17 protein-coding genes and 1 tRNA gene are annotated in these 17,762 nt (G+C 31.2%); 7 read left to right on the forward strand and 11 right to left on the reverse strand.

Going from position 1 to position 17,762, the window contains the following annotated elements:
* Nucleotides 1–276: 276 nt before the first annotated feature.
* The 8 genes from J1D01_RS16690 to J1D01_RS16725 form a co-directional block, all read right to left on the reverse strand.
* Nucleotides 277–1,272 carry a hypothetical protein gene (locus tag J1D01_RS16690; RefSeq protein ID WP_421151660.1) on the reverse strand — a complete coding sequence of 332 codons (996 nt, stop codon included), beginning with the start codon at nt 1,270–1,272 and terminating at the stop codon, nt 277–279.
* A 228-nt stretch (nt 1,273–1,500) separates the two neighbouring features.
* Nucleotides 1,501–2,262 carry a hypothetical protein gene (locus J1D01_RS16695; RefSeq protein ID WP_421151661.1) on the reverse strand — a complete coding sequence of 254 codons (762 nt, stop codon included), beginning with the start codon at nt 2,260–2,262 and terminating at the stop codon, nt 1,501–1,503.
* On the reverse strand, nt 2,262–2,822 hold the full coding sequence (locus J1D01_RS16700; protein WP_421151662.1) for a hypothetical protein: 561 nt from the start codon (nt 2,820–2,822) through the stop codon (nt 2,262–2,264). The genes J1D01_RS16695 and J1D01_RS16700 overlap by 1 nt, the downstream gene beginning before the upstream one ends.
* Before the next feature lie 147 nt (nt 2,823–2,969).
* Entirely contained in the window at nt 2,970–3,398 is a 429-nt protein-coding gene (locus J1D01_RS16705; protein ID WP_421151663.1) for a DUF1330 domain-containing protein, read from the reverse strand.
* Nucleotides 3,399–4,500: 1,102 nt separating this feature from the next.
* Complete coding sequence (locus J1D01_RS16710; protein WP_421151664.1) at nt 4,501–6,294, reverse strand: DUF6119 family protein; 1,794 nt, start codon at nt 6,292–6,294, stop codon at nt 4,501–4,503.
* Nucleotides 6,295–6,866: 572 nt separating this feature from the next.
* Nucleotides 6,867–7,001 carry a hypothetical protein gene (locus J1D01_RS16715; protein WP_421151681.1) on the reverse strand — a complete coding sequence of 45 codons (135 nt, stop codon included), beginning with the start codon at nt 6,999–7,001 and terminating at the stop codon, nt 6,867–6,869.
* Nucleotides 7,002–7,007: 6 nt separating this feature from the next.
* A complete protein-coding gene (locus tag J1D01_RS16720) occupies nt 7,008–8,231 on the reverse strand; it encodes a site-specific integrase (protein ID WP_421151665.1) in 1,224 nt (407 codons plus the stop codon).
* Between the two features lie 235 nt (nt 8,232–8,466).
* Nucleotides 8,467–8,539, reverse strand: a tRNA-Lys gene (locus J1D01_RS16725).
* 134 nt (nt 8,540–8,673) lie between these two features.
* Between J1D01_RS16725 and J1D01_RS16730 the strand changes: the two genes are divergently transcribed.
* Nucleotides 8,674–9,192: a shikimate kinase gene (locus J1D01_RS16730; RefSeq protein ID WP_421151666.1), complete on the forward strand. Its 519-nt coding sequence runs from the start codon at nt 8,674–8,676 to the stop codon at nt 9,190–9,192.
* Here J1D01_RS16730 and J1D01_RS16735 read toward each other — a convergent pair.
* Both J1D01_RS16735 and J1D01_RS16740 read right to left on the reverse strand, forming a co-directional pair.
* Entirely contained in the window at nt 9,184–9,687 is a 504-nt protein-coding gene (locus J1D01_RS16735; protein ID WP_372938167.1) for a phosphoribosyltransferase family protein, read from the reverse strand. The two genes, J1D01_RS16730 and J1D01_RS16735, sit on opposite strands and share 9 nt — an antisense overlap.
* A 27-nt stretch (nt 9,688–9,714) precedes the next feature.
* Nucleotides 9,715–10,086, reverse strand: coding sequence for an RNA-binding S4 domain-containing protein (locus J1D01_RS16740; protein ID WP_421151667.1), 372 nt, complete (start codon nt 10,084–10,086; stop codon nt 9,715–9,717).
* Nucleotides 10,087–10,178: 92 nt separating this feature from the next.
* On the opposite strand from J1D01_RS16740, the gene J1D01_RS16745 reads away from it, so the two are divergent.
* Nucleotides 10,179–11,132, forward strand: a complete 954-nt coding sequence (locus J1D01_RS16745; protein ID WP_421151668.1) for an FKBP-type peptidyl-prolyl cis-trans isomerase — start codon at nt 10,179–10,181, stop codon at nt 11,130–11,132.
* Between the two features lie 68 nt (nt 11,133–11,200).
* Here J1D01_RS16745 and J1D01_RS16750 read toward each other — a convergent pair whose 3' ends face one another.
* Nucleotides 11,201–11,797, reverse strand: coding sequence for an outer membrane beta-barrel protein (locus tag J1D01_RS16750; RefSeq protein WP_421151669.1), 597 nt, complete (start codon nt 11,795–11,797; stop codon nt 11,201–11,203).
* Between the two features lie 123 nt (nt 11,798–11,920).
* On the opposite strand from J1D01_RS16750, the gene tgt reads away from it, so the two are divergent.
* From tgt to dnaB, 5 genes are all read left to right on the forward strand, one after another.
* A complete protein-coding gene (gene tgt, locus J1D01_RS16755) occupies nt 11,921–13,051 on the forward strand; it encodes a tRNA guanosine(34) transglycosylase Tgt (RefSeq protein ID WP_421151670.1) in 1,131 nt (376 codons plus the stop codon).
* Nucleotides 13,052–13,057: 6 nt separating this feature from the next.
* Complete coding sequence (locus J1D01_RS16760) at nt 13,058–14,134, forward strand: LptF/LptG family permease (protein WP_421151671.1); 1,077 nt, start codon at nt 13,058–13,060, stop codon at nt 14,132–14,134.
* Complete coding sequence (locus J1D01_RS16765) at nt 14,121–15,023, forward strand: DMT family transporter (protein ID WP_421151672.1); 903 nt, start codon at nt 14,121–14,123, stop codon at nt 15,021–15,023. Before J1D01_RS16760 ends, J1D01_RS16765 begins: the two co-directional genes overlap by 14 nt.
* Before the next feature lie 60 nt (nt 15,024–15,083).
* Entirely contained in the window at nt 15,084–16,037 is a 954-nt protein-coding gene (locus J1D01_RS16770; RefSeq protein ID WP_372937837.1) for an acetyl-CoA carboxylase carboxyltransferase subunit alpha, read from the forward strand.
* 168 nt (nt 16,038–16,205) lie between these two features.
* Nucleotides 16,206–17,747 carry a replicative DNA helicase gene (gene dnaB / locus J1D01_RS16775; RefSeq protein ID WP_372937836.1) on the forward strand — a complete coding sequence of 514 codons (1,542 nt, stop codon included), beginning with the start codon at nt 16,206–16,208 and terminating at the stop codon, nt 17,745–17,747.
* Nucleotides 17,748–17,762: the final 15 nt, after the last annotated feature.

Genomic DNA, 17,762 nt, shown 5'->3' on the forward strand with positions numbered 1-17,762 from the left:
GAGTGGTTTCCCTTAGCAAGTTCATCAAGAACTTTGAGTTTAAAGCTTTCGCTATAGCGTCTTACATATCCGTCATTTTTATACATAAACATTTGTTTTAGTGTATACATATTTCAGGACGGGTGTAGCTTGTTGCCAACGGTTTTGTATATGATGCGTTGCGTGGTTTAGCACGTAATTTAGCAAATAAAAACTGAATAGAAAATCCGCGAGGATTTTCGTAAGTAGGCTCTCACTAGCAATGGATTATATACGTTGTTCTACACCGTTTTTATTTCATCTCAAGAATTTAAAATTCAACTTATTTCCATCAATCAGTAAAATTCCATCCTTTTCACTTTCTGCAACCTCAAAAGTAAGTACTTGCTTTCCGTTTTCTAATTGTTGATTGAATTGAGGATAAAACCTAAATTCAAAAGTGTAGATTGGTTTCATTTTTCCATTTTCAATTTCAGCAATATAAGTTCCGTTATTATCATTATAAATATGCATTAATTTGTTTTTAGAAACAAAGGAAGTCGGAATATAAAAACCCATTGTGTCAAGAACTTTTTCAATTCCTGTTTGATTTTCACTTCCAAAACGTCTTTTAAAATCCCATTTTGATTTTTCGAGTTTTCTTGGGTCTGAAATTTTATTGACACTTGCAAATCCTATCATATGTCCCATATAGTTTGTAACAAAGTATTCCTTTCCTATTTTGTTGACAACTGTAGGACAAGTTGAAGAACCTTCAAATAGTTCATTTGTTTTTTTGTCTTGAAAAAACACCGTTCCTCCCCATTCTCCTCGACAAGTTGAATAAACGTTAAATTGTTCGTCTTCGAAAATTTTAAATGCTCTTGTTTCTGTTGGTTGAAAATCCGCAACGTATTTTCCTAAAACAAAATTCTCTTCATCAAATTGTGCTCTTTGAAGAAATAAACTATCATTTTCTATTCTTATGTCATAGTAAATCATATTCTGTATTCCTCCAGGAACAAAAACGTCCTCAACAAAATTTCCATTTTTGTCGAGTACTATCATTTTCTTTAATTCTTTTGAAGTGTTTTCGCGATTTGTTTCAAACATACAGTAATACTTATCATTAAAATAAGCTACTTTTCTTAAGTCTCCATTTATTGAAAACTCAAAAGTGTCTTTGATTATTCTAAATTCCGAATTTTCGTTTAAACTTTCTGTTTCATTAATTATCGATGTTTGTCCATTTCGATTTTTTCCGCAAGATGAAATTAGGAAAGCAGATAATAATATCAGAAGTAAGTTTTTCATTTAATTGCAATGTTTGTTTCAAATGGTGTAGAACGGACTTGTGTATGAAACGTAGCGTGTAAAAAGACACTAACTTTTCGGATTAACACAGAGCCGAATTTTTATATTTTGTTTTTAATTTTTCAGTTTCTAAAAGCCAAATTAAAAATTTGGCGGACTTTTTAAATATACACAAACCTTTCTGTTAAGCATTTATTAGCTATGTTTTATACACCGTGTTAGCAGCAGTTATCTTCCAGTTTCTTTGACTCTTTTAATTATTAATTCTGCCTCTATAGTTCCTTTTGGTGAAAGCATACAATCATTTTCATACTCAATTAACCTTTCAGTATGCATTTTTTTCAAAATCTTTTCAAATGTTGATTTGTTTTTATACTCAATAGAATTTATTAATGAATTAAAAGAAAGAGGACTAGTTTCGTAAAGTAGAATTAAAATTTGTTCCTTAGCTACTAGTTTATTGTAAAGTATTCGAGTAGTACCATTATGTTTCCAAATAATATCGAGTTTTCTTTCTACAATATTATCAATAAGTATTTGAGTTTCTGGAATGCTTAAATTAGAAGCCAAACGAACAATCTCGGCTAGTACCCATTTCACTGAAAATAGAATAAATGTAGCATCCATTCTATTTGGTGAAATGTCTTTTATATGTCCAACACCTCTTTTATTTCTAATATTATATACAGACTTTAGTGTTCTTGGAATTAGCATTCTAAAGCTCTCATTCCCTTGTTTTTGTTCATATGATTTAAGTACATTATCGCTAAAATTTGATAGTTTACTACTAAAATCCGTATGTGGTGGACATAATTCCCATTCAATTATTCGTCTCACACATTCAACAAAATGACCTGCATCCAATTCACTAGGCTTCCATTTTTCTAAAAAATAATTTTCTTCAATTTCTTTGTACGCATCTAATGTTTTAGTAGCTAATTCTAAACCATATTTGTTTTCAAGAACCGAAAATGCAGTTAGTTTACTCATTAATCAGCTACAATTAATTCAATTATTTCCTTCGCTTTTTTAATTCCTGGTCTTACAAGTTTTATCGCTCTTTCTTTTCCAGAGCCTTTGTCTAAGTATAATTTGGGGTCTCCTTTTTTAATATGAGTTGAATAATTAACTTTATCTAGGAATCCGTGATTTTGACAAACTGTTTTTATCTCTCCAACATTAGCTTCTTCAATGCCTAAATTATTTTTTGCAAAAGCATATATTAATGCTGTATTTAGTGTTTTTTCAGCAGCAGTTTTTCCGGGAATATCACAAATGATTCGAATCTTCTCATCATCTACAACATAAATATGAGAATAACTGTCATCTTGTACTTTTGATTGTTTTTCAGCTTGTTGTATCTGTTTTTCTTTTACAGGAAATTGCGATTCCATTTTTGAACCAACTACATTTGTTGGCTTTTCTAATGTTTTAGTAATAACTTCTTTAAAGTTTTCAATTTGTTTATTTACAAACTCTTCAGAACCTGAAATTTCAAATTTCCCTTCAATAATTGAGATACTAATTTTTGCTTCTTTTGTTTCACTCATATATGTTTTTTTTAATTGCTGCTAACGGTTACGTATAAGAATAGTGCGGTTTTGTGTCCGAGGATTTTCCGTAGGAAAATCGGAGTGACTAAAAAAGCACTAGCCTTTAGATTTAGGATTAAACTTAAGCATTATTTTTATACAATGTTAGGTGTAGTTTTTTGTTTCAGTCGAAGGCAACAATCGAGAATCTTCTAATCCAGCTGTTCTATGTCCTGCATTTTTTAAATAATCTTTGTTTTGAGCAAACTCCATAAATTTCAATACAGACTCATGTTCAACTATCAAAATTGCATCCCATTTTTCAGATTCAGGTCCGATTAAAAAACCGTTGCTTTTTCCGTAATAGATTATTCGACTACCTGCTTTTTTTAATTCAGGTAAAGTGCTTTTCATATAAAGTTTATAAGCGTCTTCTCCGCTAATTATTTCGTTAGGTTTTATCTGTTCCAAATTTTTATAGTTAGCTTTTTCTCGAAACTTTAATAAGTTTAGCATCACTATTTTTCCTTTGTTGTGGAAGTCCTGATAGAATTTCTTGCCAGATTCAGGATTTGCATCTATATATTTCTGCATATTGTTTTCGTTTTTCCAAATTACACCTAACGTACAGCTGTATGGTTAGTGGCTTGGTTTAAGCGTTGGCTTTATGCGGCCATTAATTATACAGCATGTTGTGTGCTTTATATTTTTAATTTAGTTTTTATAAAAGTAAAAAAATAAAGGAACAGTAGTTCAGTTTCGGTAGCAATTTATCCCCAACTTTTTCGGATCTAACCCGAACCTATGGAATATACACTGCCGTGTATAATCCGTCGGTGATGGGAACTAAATGAGCGTTTTCTTTTGATTAACAAGACATAATGCCGCTTCAAATTTGACTTTGTTAAAATTTTTTGCGAACTTAGTCAGGTACTTTATAACGAGATAGCGTTTGGAGAGTCTAACCTCTCCACGATACCATCGAAAAGTACCTGGATATGGCTTTTTTAACAAAGTCTTTGTCCGCCCTTTAGTTAATCAGAAGAAAACTCCTTAACCTTCTCGTAACAATCCGAAAAAATTGTCCTTGCGAAATGAACTATTGCACCACAACGGTTTGGCTATGGTTTCGTTGCGGAAAAAATCCGCAGGATTGTTTCCGCCGTAGCACGAAGATAGCAAAAAAGCAGGATTTTTCCGCAGGAAAAATCCGTAGCAATGAATTATAGCCCATGTTACCAAACGTAGTTTTATGCCCAGACAAAAGCAAAATAGCTTAAAAAGCGAAAACTGGTTGCGTTTTGCTTTTTTTTTTCTAACACGTTCGCTTTTTATTTTAGGCGGTTAGTGACCCTGGCAAAAGTACACGAGCCCAAAAGTCCGATAAAATTTTTAGCAAGTAAATGACCATTAAACTACTGTTTTAAACAGCAAATAGGCAAGTAGTTCGTCGTCCGAAATATTTAAATTTTTTTAGAGGAAACGAACTTTTTTAAATTTCTAGAAAATAGCAAAAAGGGAAAATCTGTTGGGTCTGTTTTTTTTGTAAAACTATGTTTGGTAACGTATTTGTATATGGTTTGTTGCGTGTTTAAGCACCTAATTTAGCAAATAAAAACCGAATAGAAAATCCGCGAGGATTTTCGTAAGTAGGCTAGAACAAGCAATAAATTATATACGGTGTTGGCAATAGTTTTTATTTAATTTCAGATATGTCTTTTAGTCTAATTCCAAAGTTCAACCTTTGCATTTCCTTAACTGTTTGAACGATTGAATACTTAGCAATATTAGATTTACTCTTATTTATTTTATCAATTATGGTATCAGACTTTCTATAGTTGTTCTTAAAAGCCATAACGTAGACAATCTCATATTCCTTTTCTAAAATTTTTCTAGTTAATTCTTTGACGTCTAGTCCCTTTTTCTTGTTTATCTTTTTATAGGCTTGTAAAGTCTTTTTTAAGTAACTACTAGACTTATTATTTTTAATATCAGTTGAAAGTCTTTTAGCAGAGAGCATTACCTGTACATATAAATCTCTCATTTTTGTGTTGAAACCATTTTTAACGTGCACAAAATAAGCTATATCATCTTTTATTATCAAAAGGTCACAAAGTTCAATATTGCTGTCAATTACTTTGTCTAAAACGTAGTAATTATCATTTTTATGACTTAAGTTGTAGGTGTCTTCATCATCTCCATCTTCCCATTTATTTAAGATATTTTCTTTTAGTTCATATTTTCTGTAAAAGTCGATTGCATCAGAATTCATAAGTTCAAGAAATTCATCTTTTAGAAAATACCAGTTCCCATCTATCCGAAAATATTTTTGACTTAAGTATTCAATTTCTGCAATTATATGAGCATAAAAATTGGCATAAGTCAATTCTTTATCATTAACACGACCTACAATACCAAGCGTGAAAAGTTTTTTTCCAATTTCAAAACGATTTGTTAGGTCGTCTGAATTGTTATTAATATGCTCAATTGATTTTATATAAAGCTCTTGTCTATCGCTAACTTCAATATCGTGTTTACCACGAGAATATTTAGCTTTGATTATGTAATTATTACATTCATAGAACCTTTCTAATTTAGAGGGATGAACGACTTCAAGTATATCTTTTTGAATTGTGTTTCGAGAAGGTGTACTTAATTTTATTACATCATCTATTATTCTATTTTGTAGAACTTTATCAAGTTCATTAACTAAGTTTTCATCGTCTATTTTTCGGAAAAGTGTTAATTGGGTGAAGTTGTCATCGTTAAGGATTTTATCTAAATCAATGATTAATTGTTTTAGCTCCTCAAAATTTATTCTTTTTCTTAAATAAAAATATGACCCGACTTCAAGAAGAGTTCTATCTGTACCAAGTTTGTATTTTTTGAAAACAGAATCTTTTAATTCTTTGCGAAGAACAAGTTTTATTTTTGTTGGAATTTCTGAATATTCTAGCGTTTCAGATATAGTTTGATTTAAATTATAAGTATGTCTTTTCTGAGAAATATTACTTGCTATTCCACGAGCATTTAATTCAATCAAAATATCCTCAGTTGGTTTTGCAAAATGTTGATAGAGGTTAATCCCAAAATCTGGGTCAATATACTTTCTAATAACACTCATTCCACTTCCGCCAATAACACAATATATATTTGATTTGTATTTTATGAATAGGACAAAAGAAAATTCTATTATTTCAAAGTTTTGTCCTTCGCTGAGTTTCTCAGGCAGGAACAGTTTCCAATAAAACTGGTCTTTCGGTTGATTGTAACAATAACTCCAAATTTCAAAACCATCTTCTTCAGTTGAATGTGTTATTACAGGTCTTAGTTTATGGTGCTCATCCAAATCATATTTAAGGCGTAATTTTTTAAGATGGTTGTCTTCGATTAATTTAATTCTTTCAATTGTAGATTTGTCTTTAAACTCATAAAATGTATTGTTGAGTTTAAAAATTTTTAAATCTATTTTTTTAGAATCGAATTTCATTTTTCAAATTATTGCCAACGTACAGCTGTATGGTTAGTGGCTTGGTTTAAGCGTTGGCTTTATGCGGCCATTAATTATACAGCATGTTGTGTGCTTTATATTTTTAATTTAGTTTTTATAAAAGTAAAAAAATAAAGGAACAGTAGTTCAGTTTCGGTAGCAATTTATCCCCAACTTTTTCGGATCTAACCCGAACCTATGGAATATACACTGCCGTGTATAATCCGTCGGTGATGGGAACTAAATGAGCGTTATCTTCTGATTAACAAGACATAATGCCGCTTCAAATTTGACTTTGTTAAAATTTTTTGCGAACTTAGTCAGGTACTTTATAACGAGATAGCGTTTGGAGAGTCTAACCTCTCCACGATACCATCGAAAAGTACCTGGATATGGCTTTTTTAACAAAGTCTTTGTCCGCCCTTTAGTTAATCAGAAGAAAACTCCTTAACCTTCTCGTAACAATCCGAAAAAATTGTCCTTGCGAAATGAACTATTGCACCACAACGTTTGGATAAACACAATTGTGTTTATCTACACTATATTTATTTAAGTAAATATAATTATTTTTCTTACAAATCTAATGGGTTTTTTATAAAATTAAAACTGCTTTTTGCTACATGGGTGTAGATTTCTGTAGTTTTGGTTGAATTGTGACCTAATAAAAGTTGAATGTACCTGTTTTTAAGTAGCGTTATTGTTCTCATTCATATTTATTTTATTAACAAATTTTTTAGCTTCAACATATCATCACTGACCTTTCTCTCAATAACTCTCGCATATATTTGGGTAGTAGATATTTTAGTGTGCCCCAATATTTTAGAAACCGTTTCGATGGGAACCCCATTGCTAAGCGTTACTGTCGTGGCAAACGTATGGCGTGCCATATGGAATGTAAGATTCTTTTTGATGTTACACAGGTCGGCTATTTCTTTCAAATAACTGTTAAGGCGTTGGTTGGAAATATTAGGCATTAGTTTATTGGTAGATTGTGTTCGAGGATGAATTTTGTATTTTTCAATTAGGGATTCAATCAAAGGTAAGATTGGTATTTTAAAAGGTATCCCAGTTTTATTTCTTTTAGCTATTATCCATAGATCTCCGTCAACTCCTTGCTTTAGGTTATCTTCTGAAAGTGACATGATGTCGCTATAAGATATTCCCGAATAGCAACTAAAAAGAAAAAGGTCTTTTACAACATCGAGTCTTTCTATATCAGTTGAAAAATTAATGATGCTTTGAAGCTCTTCATCGGTTAAAAACTCCCGCTCTTTTTTTTCTAAAGTTGGTTTGAACTTTACAAAAGGATCACGATCTATCCATTCGATATGGTATGCCAGTGTTATCATCCTGCGAAGTCTTTGGATGTGTTTCATAACGGCATTGTTCCCTATTTTACCTTGATAATGCTTCGGGCGGTAGTTTCTCAGGAAACTTTCAAACCCAAGCACAAAGGAATAGTTGAGTTCTTGTAAGTAGAAATCTTCCTTGTTATATTTTTTTTCAATGTAGGCTAATAAGTATTTTTGGCTAGTTTTGTAATGGCACAGGGTTTTTCTGCTCAACTTAGATTCCATTGTGTCGTTATGATAGTCAATGATATCAGATAAGGTGTATTTTGTTTTGTCTTCTCCTAAAAATCTGGCTTTAACCAATTCGACATCAATGGTTCGCTCTTGAGATATAAGGTCTCGATAACACTGTACAATCTTTGACTTGGTTTCGTCCAGATAGAAATTGATTTCTCTGGCCGATTTACTGTTGCCTTTAACTTTTTGGCGTTTGGGATCCCATAGGTTGATGTTTGTCTTTTGTTTTAAGCTCAGATTTGCTCTTTTCCCATTTAGTGTAATCCGTGCATAAATGTTGGATAGGTTGTTTTTTGCACGGGAGGTATAAATCCAAAAGAGGACTGAGAATGTTGTTGAAGAACGCATAGTTGTTGTCTTTTAAAATGTTAAACATAATAGGCGAAAGTCAAATCAACTATACTATTTATAATCAGCGGGTTACACGGATATTCGTCAACATTTTTTTTTAACTCAACTAATGTTGACGATTTGTGAACTTTTAAAACCAAATAACATCAAATAAAATGATGCTTTAAAAACTATAAAACCTTGCAAATCATAAGATTAGCAAGGTTTTGTTATTTAATGGTTTTTCTAAAAGTGACCGGGCTGGGGCTCGAACCCAGGACCCTCTCCTTAAAAGGGAGATGCTCTACCAACTGAGCTACCCGGTCTTGCAAGGCTTCTTTGCGTTTGCGGGTGCAAATATAGAACCTTTAATTAATAAAACAATACTTTTTTTAAATATTTTTTTGTTTTTTTGCACCACTTTAGCGTATGTTTTTAATAATCAATTTATAGCGTAAAAATGATAATAGTTTTAATAGGGTATATGGGGTCTGGAAAATCTTCAATTGGAAGGAGATTATCAAAAAAAACAGATTATGATTTGGTAGATTTAGATGATTTTATTGAAGAAAAAGAAAATGCAAGCGTTAAAGAAATTTTTGAAACCAAAGGCGAAATATATTTTAGAAAAAAAGAAGAGGAGTATTTACAAAAACTTTTAAAAAATGATAAAAATATAATTCTTTCACTTGGAGGAGGAACACCTTGTTTTGGTAATAATATGCAACATATTGTTAATGCCAAAAATGCCACAAGTATTTATTTAAAGGCATCAATTAAAAAATTAGCGGAAAAACTAATTCTTAAAAAAGCTAAGCGCCCATTAATTGCCCATATTGAAACAAAAGAAGAATTAGAAGAATTTATTGGTAAGCACTTATTTGAAAGATCTCCTTATTATAGCAAAGCAGAATATCAAATTCTTACAGATAACAAAACAAAAGAAGAGATTGTTGAAGAAATTATAACTTTACTCTAAAATAGCTTCATAAACTTTTCCTTCTAAAACTACATTAACATGTTCATGAAGTGATGTAGATAAAGAAATGCCTTTAAAATCTGCTTTTACAGGATATTTTTTATGATTTCGGTTAACTAAAACAGCAGTTTTAAATTGTTTTAAAGGGACGTTTAAAAAATGTTTTACCCCATAAATTAAAGTGGTGCCAGAATTTAAAACATCATCAACTAAAACTAATGATTTGTTTTTATAATCTTCTTCAGAAATAGATGTTTTTATTTCAGATTGTGGATTCTTTTTATCAATACTAACTTTACATAAAACAGGGGTGATGTTTGATATTTTTTGAAGTACAGCTTTTAGTTTTTTTGCAAAAATGTATCCATTTTTATCTATACCAGCCAGAATAACTTCTTTTTCATCTACATTATTCTCGTAAATCTGAAATGCAATACGGCGTATTTTATGATTAATTTCTGTATGGTTTAATATCACATTATTTTTAACAGTCATAATTATTGTAAAAATTAAAGTATAAAATTACTCATTTTCGGTAGTATAATCATCAATATCACGCCTATCTTTTTTTGTGGGTCTACCAGTTCCTTTTTTTCTATAATAATCTTTAGAAAATTTTAAAAGCTCTTGGGCTTCATAGGCTTCTTTTGGCGTAGTATCAGTTCTGTAAATATCAACAAGTTTAGCGCCAACTCTATTTTCTGGTATATCATTTACCTTTAGTTTATAGTTTATTTGGTTTTTTCTAACCTCAATGATATCTAACGGATAAACCTCTCTACTAGGTTTTACAATTTCATTATTTACCCTTACATGCCCTTTTTTGCAGGCTGTTGTAGCTAAAGATCTGGTTTTGTAATACCTAACGCACCATAAATACTTGTCTATTCGCATATAATTATTGATAAAACTACGTTAATGTTATTGGGCAAGATTGTATTAAAATTGTATCTTGCGCCTCAAAAATAACAATATTTAAAATTCATATGAAATTAGGGAAAATCTGTTTGAGTATATTGTGTTTGTCTGTTTGTTTTTTGTCTTGTAAAAAAGATGACGATGGAGATGATACTGTTACAGTAGAAATAAGAGATAGAGCAGAACAACAGATTGTAGATAATGATTCTATTATTGAGTATTTAGAAACACATTACTACAACAAAAGTGCTTTTGAAGGAAACACAAATCCGAAAATTTCAGAATTACAAATAAAGAGCACAGAGGGATTAACAATTTCAGAGGATGCAGATTCTTTGTTAATAAATGCTGTAGGCGTTTCTAAAAAAACAGTTTATGCAGATACAGATTATGAATTTTATGTATTGAAATTAAACCAAGGTGGAGGTGAAGATTCTCCAACATTTTCAGATAATGTTTTAGTGAATTACGAAGGTTTTACATTAGATAACGAAGTGTTTGATAGTGCAGTAACCCCAGTTGAATTTGATTTAATAAACTTAGTACCTGGTTGGAGAAAAGTGTTGCCAGATTTTAATGTTGCCGAAAGTTATGTAGAAAATAACGATGGCACTGTAGATTTTGTTAACTCTGGTGTAGGTGTAATGTTTTTACCATCTGGTTTAGGTTATTTTTCTAGTGCTACATCATCAATTTCATCATATTCGCCAATAGCTTTCAAATTTGAATTAATACATACTACTGAAAATGATCATGATGGTGATGGGGTACCTTCTTATTTAGAAGATTTAAATGGAGATGGAGAATTTACTTTAGCTAATGAAGATGAAGGTGAAGATCCAACAACTGATGATGATACTGATGATGATTTAATACCAGATTATTACGATACAGATGATGATGGAGATGGTATACCAACAATATATGAAGATATTGATGAAGATGGAGACCCTACAAATGACATTGGTAAAAACGGTATACCTAAATATTTAGATCCTGAAGAAACAGAATCTAATACTTAGAATAAAAAGAGAATAAATAAAAAAAACCTCGCTTTTAGCGAGGTTTTTTTATAACTGAAAACTAAAGTTTATAAAACAATAGATAAACTTAAAATTAATTGATCTGGTCTAGTGTCTAATCTGTTTTCAACAGCACCTAAATTGGTATTTATAAATGTAGCTTCGTTATCATTAAAACCGCGCTCATACCTTAGGTCAATGCCTACTTTGTTTAAGTTTAACCCAATTCCAAAGTTAAGACCTACAGTAAAATCATTTTCAACATCATTAATAGAAATCCCATCAAATTCGGTGTCTAATATATACTGAAAAGAAGGACCTCCAAATACACTTAACGGGCCAATAACTTTTGCACCAACAAGTAAAGGCGCATCTAGTTTTTGCATGTTAAAGCTATCATCATTATAATCACTTTTTGTGCTTGTGTAAACTAGTTCTGGTTTAAAGTAAAGTTTGGTTCCTATTTTACCAAAAACCCCAATGTGATACCCAATATTTCTATCAGGATGTTTAGCATTATCACCTACAGAATCAAAATAATCACCATTAGCATTGTAATTTAACCCGCCTTTTAACCCAAAACCAGTAGAGGTTTGAGCGCTAGCTGTAGAAGAAGCTAAAGCAATAATAAAAAGACTAAATAATAAGTTTTTAAAAATTTTCATAACTGTTCGTTTTTAAGATTTGGTTAACATTATCAAAAACGTTGCCAAAACCAATTTATTTTCTATTCAATACAATAGTTATCATTTTTCAGTTATTTATCTTTGCGCTCAGAATAATAAAAAATGAAATTTCAACTAAACGGAAAAGATTCACAAAGTAAAGCAAGGGCAGGTAAGTTAACCACAGATCATGGGGTTATAGAAACACCTATTTTTATGCCAGTAGGTACTGTTGCTACTGTAAAAGGTGTGCACCAGCGTGAATTAAAACAAGATATAAATCCTGATATTATTTTAGGCAACACATATCATTTATATCTGCGCCCGCAAACAGATATTATAGAAAAAGCTGGAGGACTTCATAAATTTATGAATTGGGATAGAAATATTTTAACAGACTCTGGAGGCTATCAAGTATATTCTTTATCTGCAAATAGAAAGATTAAAGAAGAGGGCGTAAAATTTAAATCGCATATAGACGGGAGTTATCATGTATTTACACCCGAAAATGTTATGGAAATTCAGCGCAGTATAGGGGCAGATATTATTATGGCTTTTGATGAATGTACACCTTATCCGTGTGATTATAATTACGCAAAACGTTCTATGCACATGACACATAGGTGGTTAGACCGTTGTATTGCGCATTTAGAAAAAACACCGTTAAAATACAATTATAACCAAGCTTTTTTTCCAATAGTACAAGGAAGTACCTATAAAGACTTGCGCATACAATCTGCAGAATATATTGCAAATTCGGGAGCAGTTGGTAATGCTATTGGAGGCTTATCGGTTGGAGAACCTGCCGAAGAAATGTATGCCATGACAGATATTGTTTGCAGTATTTTACCAGAAGATAAACCAAGATATTTGATGGGAGTAGGAACTCCAATCAATATTTTAGAAAATATTGCGTTAGGTGTAGATATGTTTGATTGTGTAATGCCAACACGTAACGCAAGAAACGGTATGCTATTTACAGCACACGGAACCATAAATATTAAAAATAAAAAATGGGAGGACGATTTTTCTCCAATTGATGAAATGGATATAACTTTTGTTGATACTGAATATACCAAAGCTTATTTGCGTCACCTATTTTCTGTTAACGAATTGTTAGGAAAGCAAATAGCAACTATTCATAATTTAGGTTTCTATTTATGGTTGGTTAGAGAAGCTAGAAAACATATATTAGCAGGAGATTTTAAAACTTGGAAAGATAAAATGGTAAAACAAATGGATAAACGTTTGTAAAAGTTAATGAAGATATTAGACTGGTACATATTAAAACGCTATTTGTTAACATTTACAATGATGTTGCTGCTGTTTATTCCTATAGGAATTACAGTGCACTTAGCAGAAAAAATTGGTAAAATACTTGAAAACGAAGTGCCTTTACCAGAAGTATTACTGTACTTTTTAGACTTTACTATTTATTTTGCGCATTTACTATTTCCATTATTTTTATTCTTATCGGTTATTTGGTTTACTTCTAAACTAGCCAATAACACAGAAATTATTGCTTTTTTAAGTTCTGGTGTTTCTTTTACACGCTTTTTAAGACCATACTTAATAGGTGCAGCTATTGTAGCTGTATTTTCAATAATATTAGGTTTATTTTTAGCCCCTAAAGCAAGTGAAGGGTTTAATAGTTTTAGTTATAAATACCTAAAAAAAGGAAGAAAAGCGGTTGATAATACCAATGTTTTTAGACAAATAAATGATAATGAAATTATTTATGTAAGTAGTTTTGATGTTAAAAATAACAACGGACAAAATTTTACATTAGAACATTTTGAAGATAATAAGCTTACATATAAAATAACAGCTAGTTCTATTAGATTTATAGAAAAAGATTCTACCTATAGATTAACAAATTATACTAAACGCGATATTCTTGAAAATGAAGATAAAATAGAGACTTTAAAAAGAAAAGACACACTCTTTACCTTTAATGTAGGAGATTTAACTCCACCTTTATATGCAGCCGAAATATTGATGTATGATGATTTAAGAGAGTTTATTAAAAAAGAAGAGGCTAGAGGGTCAACTCAAGTTGGACGTTTTAAGTTGGTTTTATACCGTAAGTGGAGTTTACCAGTTTCAGTTTTTATTTTAACCATTATTGCCGTAGCAGTATCATCAATTAAAAGACGAGGTGGTATGGGGGTAAACCTAGCAATTGGTATTTGCATAGCTATGATATTTGTGTTTTTTGATAAGATTTTTGGGGTTATGGCAGAACAATCAGATTTCCCTCCATTAATAGCTGTATGGTTCCCAAATATCATTTTTGGTATTTTAGCAGCATATATGCTTTACAATGCCAAACGCTAAACTTAAAAATTATTTACACCTTCATCTTTTAGTTTTTATAGCTGGTTTTACAGCCATCTTGGGTGAGTTAATTACAATTACTGCTATTCCGTTAGTTTGGTATAGAATGATTATAGCATCTGTTTTAATGTTTGCTTATATTAAAATAGCAAAGGTAAAACTAAGCATTAGGCCAAAATCGGTTTTAAAACTATCAATTGCAGGAATTATAATAGCAGCACACTGGATTACTTTTTTTGGAGCTATAGATGAAGCCAACATATCCATAGCACTAGCCATGTTTTCAACAGGTGCTTTTTTTGCTTCATTAATAGAGCCAATAGTATATAAAAGAAAAATTATTTGGTATGAAATTTTATTTGGGTTAATAGTAATTACAGGAGTTATTATAATAACGCAAAGCGAAATAAAATACCTAACCGGAATAATATTAGGTATATCTTCGGCTTTTTTATCATCATTATTTGCTGTTTTAAATGGCAGTTTTTTAAAACAACATACAGCAACAGTTATTTCATTTTATGAATTTTTAAGTGGTGTAATTTTCATTTCGTTGTATTTACTTTTTACTACCGAAGGTTTTAATTTAAAATTTTTCAATTTAAGTACATCAGATTTTTTCTACTTATTAATTTTAGCATCGGTCTGTACCGCATATGCTTTTATAGCATCGGTTCATGTAATGAAACTTATAAGTCCATACACCGTAGTTTTAACCTATAACTTAGAGCCTATTTACGGCATATTAATAGCATTAATACTATTTCCTGAAAGTGAAAAAATGAGTGCTTCTTTTTATTATGGAGCCCTTTTAATTATTGCAACTGTAATACTGAACGGTATATTGAAAAATTCACAAAAAATAAAAAGAAAAAATCATAGGCTTTAATCAAGATTAAAGTTTTTATATTTGTACTCTAACCAAAAATTAATAGCCAAATAAATTCTTATGGAATATTTAGAATTTGAACTACCTATAAAAGAACTAGAAGATCAACTTCAAAAATGTAGAGTGATAGGTGAGGAGAGTGAAGTTGATGTTACAGAAACCTGTTCTCAAATTGAAAAGAAATTAGCTTCTACTCAAAAAGAATTATATAAAAACCTTACGCCTTGGCAACGTGTTCAATTGTCTCGCCACCCAAACAGACCTTATACGTTAGATTATATTACTGCCATTTGTGGAGAATCTTTTTTAGAATTACATGGCGATAGAAACTTTAAAGATGATAAAGCCATGATAGGTGGATTGGGTAAAATAGGAGACCAAAGCTTTATGTTTATTGGGCAACAAAAAGGTTATAATACCAAAACAAGACAGTACCGTAATTTTGGTATGGCAAATCCAGAAGGATACAGAAAAGCGCTTCGGTTAATGAAGATGGCAGAAAAATTTGGTATTCCAGTAGTAACTCTTTTAGATACACCTGGAGCATACCCTGGATTAGAAGCTGAAGAGCGTGGACAAGGCGAAGCCATAGCAAGAAATATTTTAGAAATGACACGTTTAAAAGTTCCAATTATAACTATTGTTATAGGAGAAGGAGCTTCTGGTGGAGCACTAGGAATTGGAGTAGGAGATAAAGTATTAATGCTAGAAAACACTTGGTATTCTGTAATTTCTCCAGAGTCTTGTTCTTCTATTTTATGGCGCAGTTGGGAGTATAAAGAACAAGCTGCTGAAGCTTTAAAACTTACTGCTACCGATATGAAAAAGCTTAAACTTGTTGATGGTATTATAAAGGAACCTTTGGGAGGAGCCCATAGAGATAGACAAAAAACATTTACTGCAGTTAGTAATGCCATTGTAAAAAATTATAATGAATTAAAAAACTTATCACCAAAAGATTTAGTTGCTAACCGAATGGATAAGTATGCTAATATGGGAGTTTATAAAGGCTAACACTTTTAAAACCACATGATACAAAAATCTGAAGTTTGTAACTTCAGTTTTTTTTTGGCTTATTCACAATATATTAAAGTTATTAACAGTTAAATTGTTAACTACCGGTTAAAATCCAATTGTAGATTATTTTTAATTAAACACACTTTTTTAGTTATTTTCGTAGTTATGAAGCAACCCAACCAAATAAAGGGATATAAAGTAGATAAAAGCACCTTAATCAGTCTCGAAAAAGGTAAAATACCTCCGCAAGCTATTGATTTAGAGGAAGTTGTGTTAGGAGCGATGATGATTGATAAAAAGGGAGTAGATGAAGTTATTGATATTTTAAGTCCGGAAGCATTCTATAAAGAAGCACATCAACATATTTTTGAAGCCATTTTTCAGTTGTTTGAAAACAGTGAACCTATAGACTTATTAACGGTTTCAACACAATTAAAGAAGAATGCTAAGTTAGAATTAGTTGGGGGTGATTTTTATCTCATTTCTTTAACACAAAAAGTATCATCTTCTGCACATATTGAGTTTCATGCCCGCATTATTTTACAGAAATTTATTCAGCGTAGTTTAATTAAAATTTCAAGTGAAATTATTGAAGATTCTTATGATGAAACTAAAGATGTTTTTGATTTATTAGACAAAGCAGAAGCCAAATTATACGAAGTAACCCAAGGAAACATAAAAAAATCTAGTGAGTCTGCTCAAGATTTAGTTATTCAAGCAAAAAAGAAAATTGAAGAAATTTCTAATAAAGAAGGTCTTAGTGGTATTCCAACAGGTTTTACTAAGCTAGATAAATTAACCTCTGGTTGGCAACCATCCGATTTAATTATTGTAGCTGCGCGTCCGGGTATGGGTAAAACAGCTTTAACACTGTCTATGGCAAGAAATATAGCGGTTGATCAAAATATACCAGTGGCATTTTTCTCATTAGAAATGGCTTCAGTACAGCTTATTACGCGTTTAATTTCTAGTGAAACGGGCTTATCGTCAGAAAAATTACGTACCGGTAAATTAGAAAAACACGAGTGGGAACAGCTTAATGTAAAAGTAAAAGGACTAGAAAAAGCACCACTTTTTATAGATGATACCCCTTCACTTTCAATTTTCGATTTAAGAGCCAAAGCACGCCGTTTATCCTCTCAGCATGATATAAAACTCATTATGATAGACTACCTACAGCTTATGACAGGTGGAAGTAGTCATAATGGAAACAGAGAGCAAGAAATATCTATGATTTCTAGAAACTTAAAAGCTTTAGCTAAAGAGTTGAATGTACCAGTAATTGCTTTATCTCAATTATCGCGTGCGGTAGAAACTAGGGGAGGAAGTAAGCGCCCACTACTATCAGATTTACGTGAATCTGGAGCTATTGAACAAGATGCTGATATTGTAAGTTTTATTTACAGACCCGAATATTATAAAATAGATGAATGGGATGATGAAGAACGCTCTCCAACCGAAGGACAAGCCGAATTTATTATTGCTAAACACAGAAATGGTGGGTTAGAAAACATAAGATTGAAGTTTATTGGACACCTTGGTAAGTTTGATAATTTAGATGATTTTGATTCTCCTTTCGAGTTCCATTCTAAAATGAATGCTGCTGCTAATGATGATACCTTTAAAACAGATAACTTTACAGCAAGCCCAGACCAAGCTTTTGGAAGCTCATTTAATGAAGATGATGATAATGATGTACCTTTCTAAGAATTAATCTTCTGT

This window comes from Seonamhaeicola sp. NFXS20, from assembly GCF_049132085.1.
Classification (GTDB): Bacteria; Bacteroidota; Bacteroidia; order Flavobacteriales; family Flavobacteriaceae; genus Seonamhaeicola.

Bases quoted from the DNA above. Each gene is read 5' to 3' on its own strand.
- J1D01_RS16690 (WP_421151660.1), bottom strand. From the start codon at position 1,272: ATGAAAAACTTACTTCTGATATTATTATCTGCTTTCCTAATTTCATCT.
- J1D01_RS16695 (WP_421151661.1), bottom strand. From the start codon at position 2,262: ATGAGTAAACTAACTGCATTTTCGGTTCTTGAAAACAAATATGGTTTA.
- J1D01_RS16700 (WP_421151662.1), bottom strand. From the start codon at position 2,822: ATGAGTGAAACAAAAGAAGCAAAAATTAGTATCTCAATTATTGAAGGG.
- J1D01_RS16705 (WP_421151663.1), bottom strand. From the start codon at position 3,398: ATGCAGAAATATATAGATGCAAATCCTGAATCTGGCAAGAAATTCTAT.
- J1D01_RS16710 (WP_421151664.1), bottom strand. From the start codon at position 6,294: ATGAAATTCGATTCTAAAAAAATAGATTTAAAAATTTTTAAACTCAAC.
- J1D01_RS16715 (WP_421151681.1), bottom strand. From the start codon at position 7,001: ATGAGAACAATAACGCTACTTAAAAACAGGTACATTCAACTTTTATTA.
- J1D01_RS16720 (WP_421151665.1), bottom strand. From the start codon at position 8,231: ATGCGTTCTTCAACAACATTCTCAGTCCTCTTTTGGATTTATACCTCC.
- J1D01_RS16730 (WP_421151666.1), top strand. From the start codon at position 8,674: ATGATAATAGTTTTAATAGGGTATATGGGGTCTGGAAAATCTTCAATT.
- J1D01_RS16735 (WP_372938167.1), bottom strand. From the start codon at position 9,687: ATGACTGTTAAAAATAATGTGATATTAAACCATACAGAAATTAATCAT.
- J1D01_RS16740 (WP_421151667.1), bottom strand. From the start codon at position 10,086: ATGCGAATAGACAAGTATTTATGGTGCGTTAGGTATTACAAAACCAGA.
- J1D01_RS16745 (WP_421151668.1), top strand. From the start codon at position 10,179: ATGAAATTAGGGAAAATCTGTTTGAGTATATTGTGTTTGTCTGTTTGT.
- J1D01_RS16750 (WP_421151669.1), bottom strand. From the start codon at position 11,797: ATGAAAATTTTTAAAAACTTATTATTTAGTCTTTTTATTATTGCTTTA.
- tgt (WP_421151670.1), top strand. From the start codon at position 11,921: ATGAAATTTCAACTAAACGGAAAAGATTCACAAAGTAAAGCAAGGGCA.
- J1D01_RS16760 (WP_421151671.1), top strand. From the start codon at position 13,058: ATGAAGATATTAGACTGGTACATATTAAAACGCTATTTGTTAACATTT.
- J1D01_RS16765 (WP_421151672.1), top strand. From the start codon at position 14,121: ATGCCAAACGCTAAACTTAAAAATTATTTACACCTTCATCTTTTAGTT.
- J1D01_RS16770 (WP_372937837.1), top strand. From the start codon at position 15,084: ATGGAATATTTAGAATTTGAACTACCTATAAAAGAACTAGAAGATCAA.
- dnaB (WP_372937836.1), top strand. From the start codon at position 16,206: ATGAAGCAACCCAACCAAATAAAGGGATATAAAGTAGATAAAAGCACC.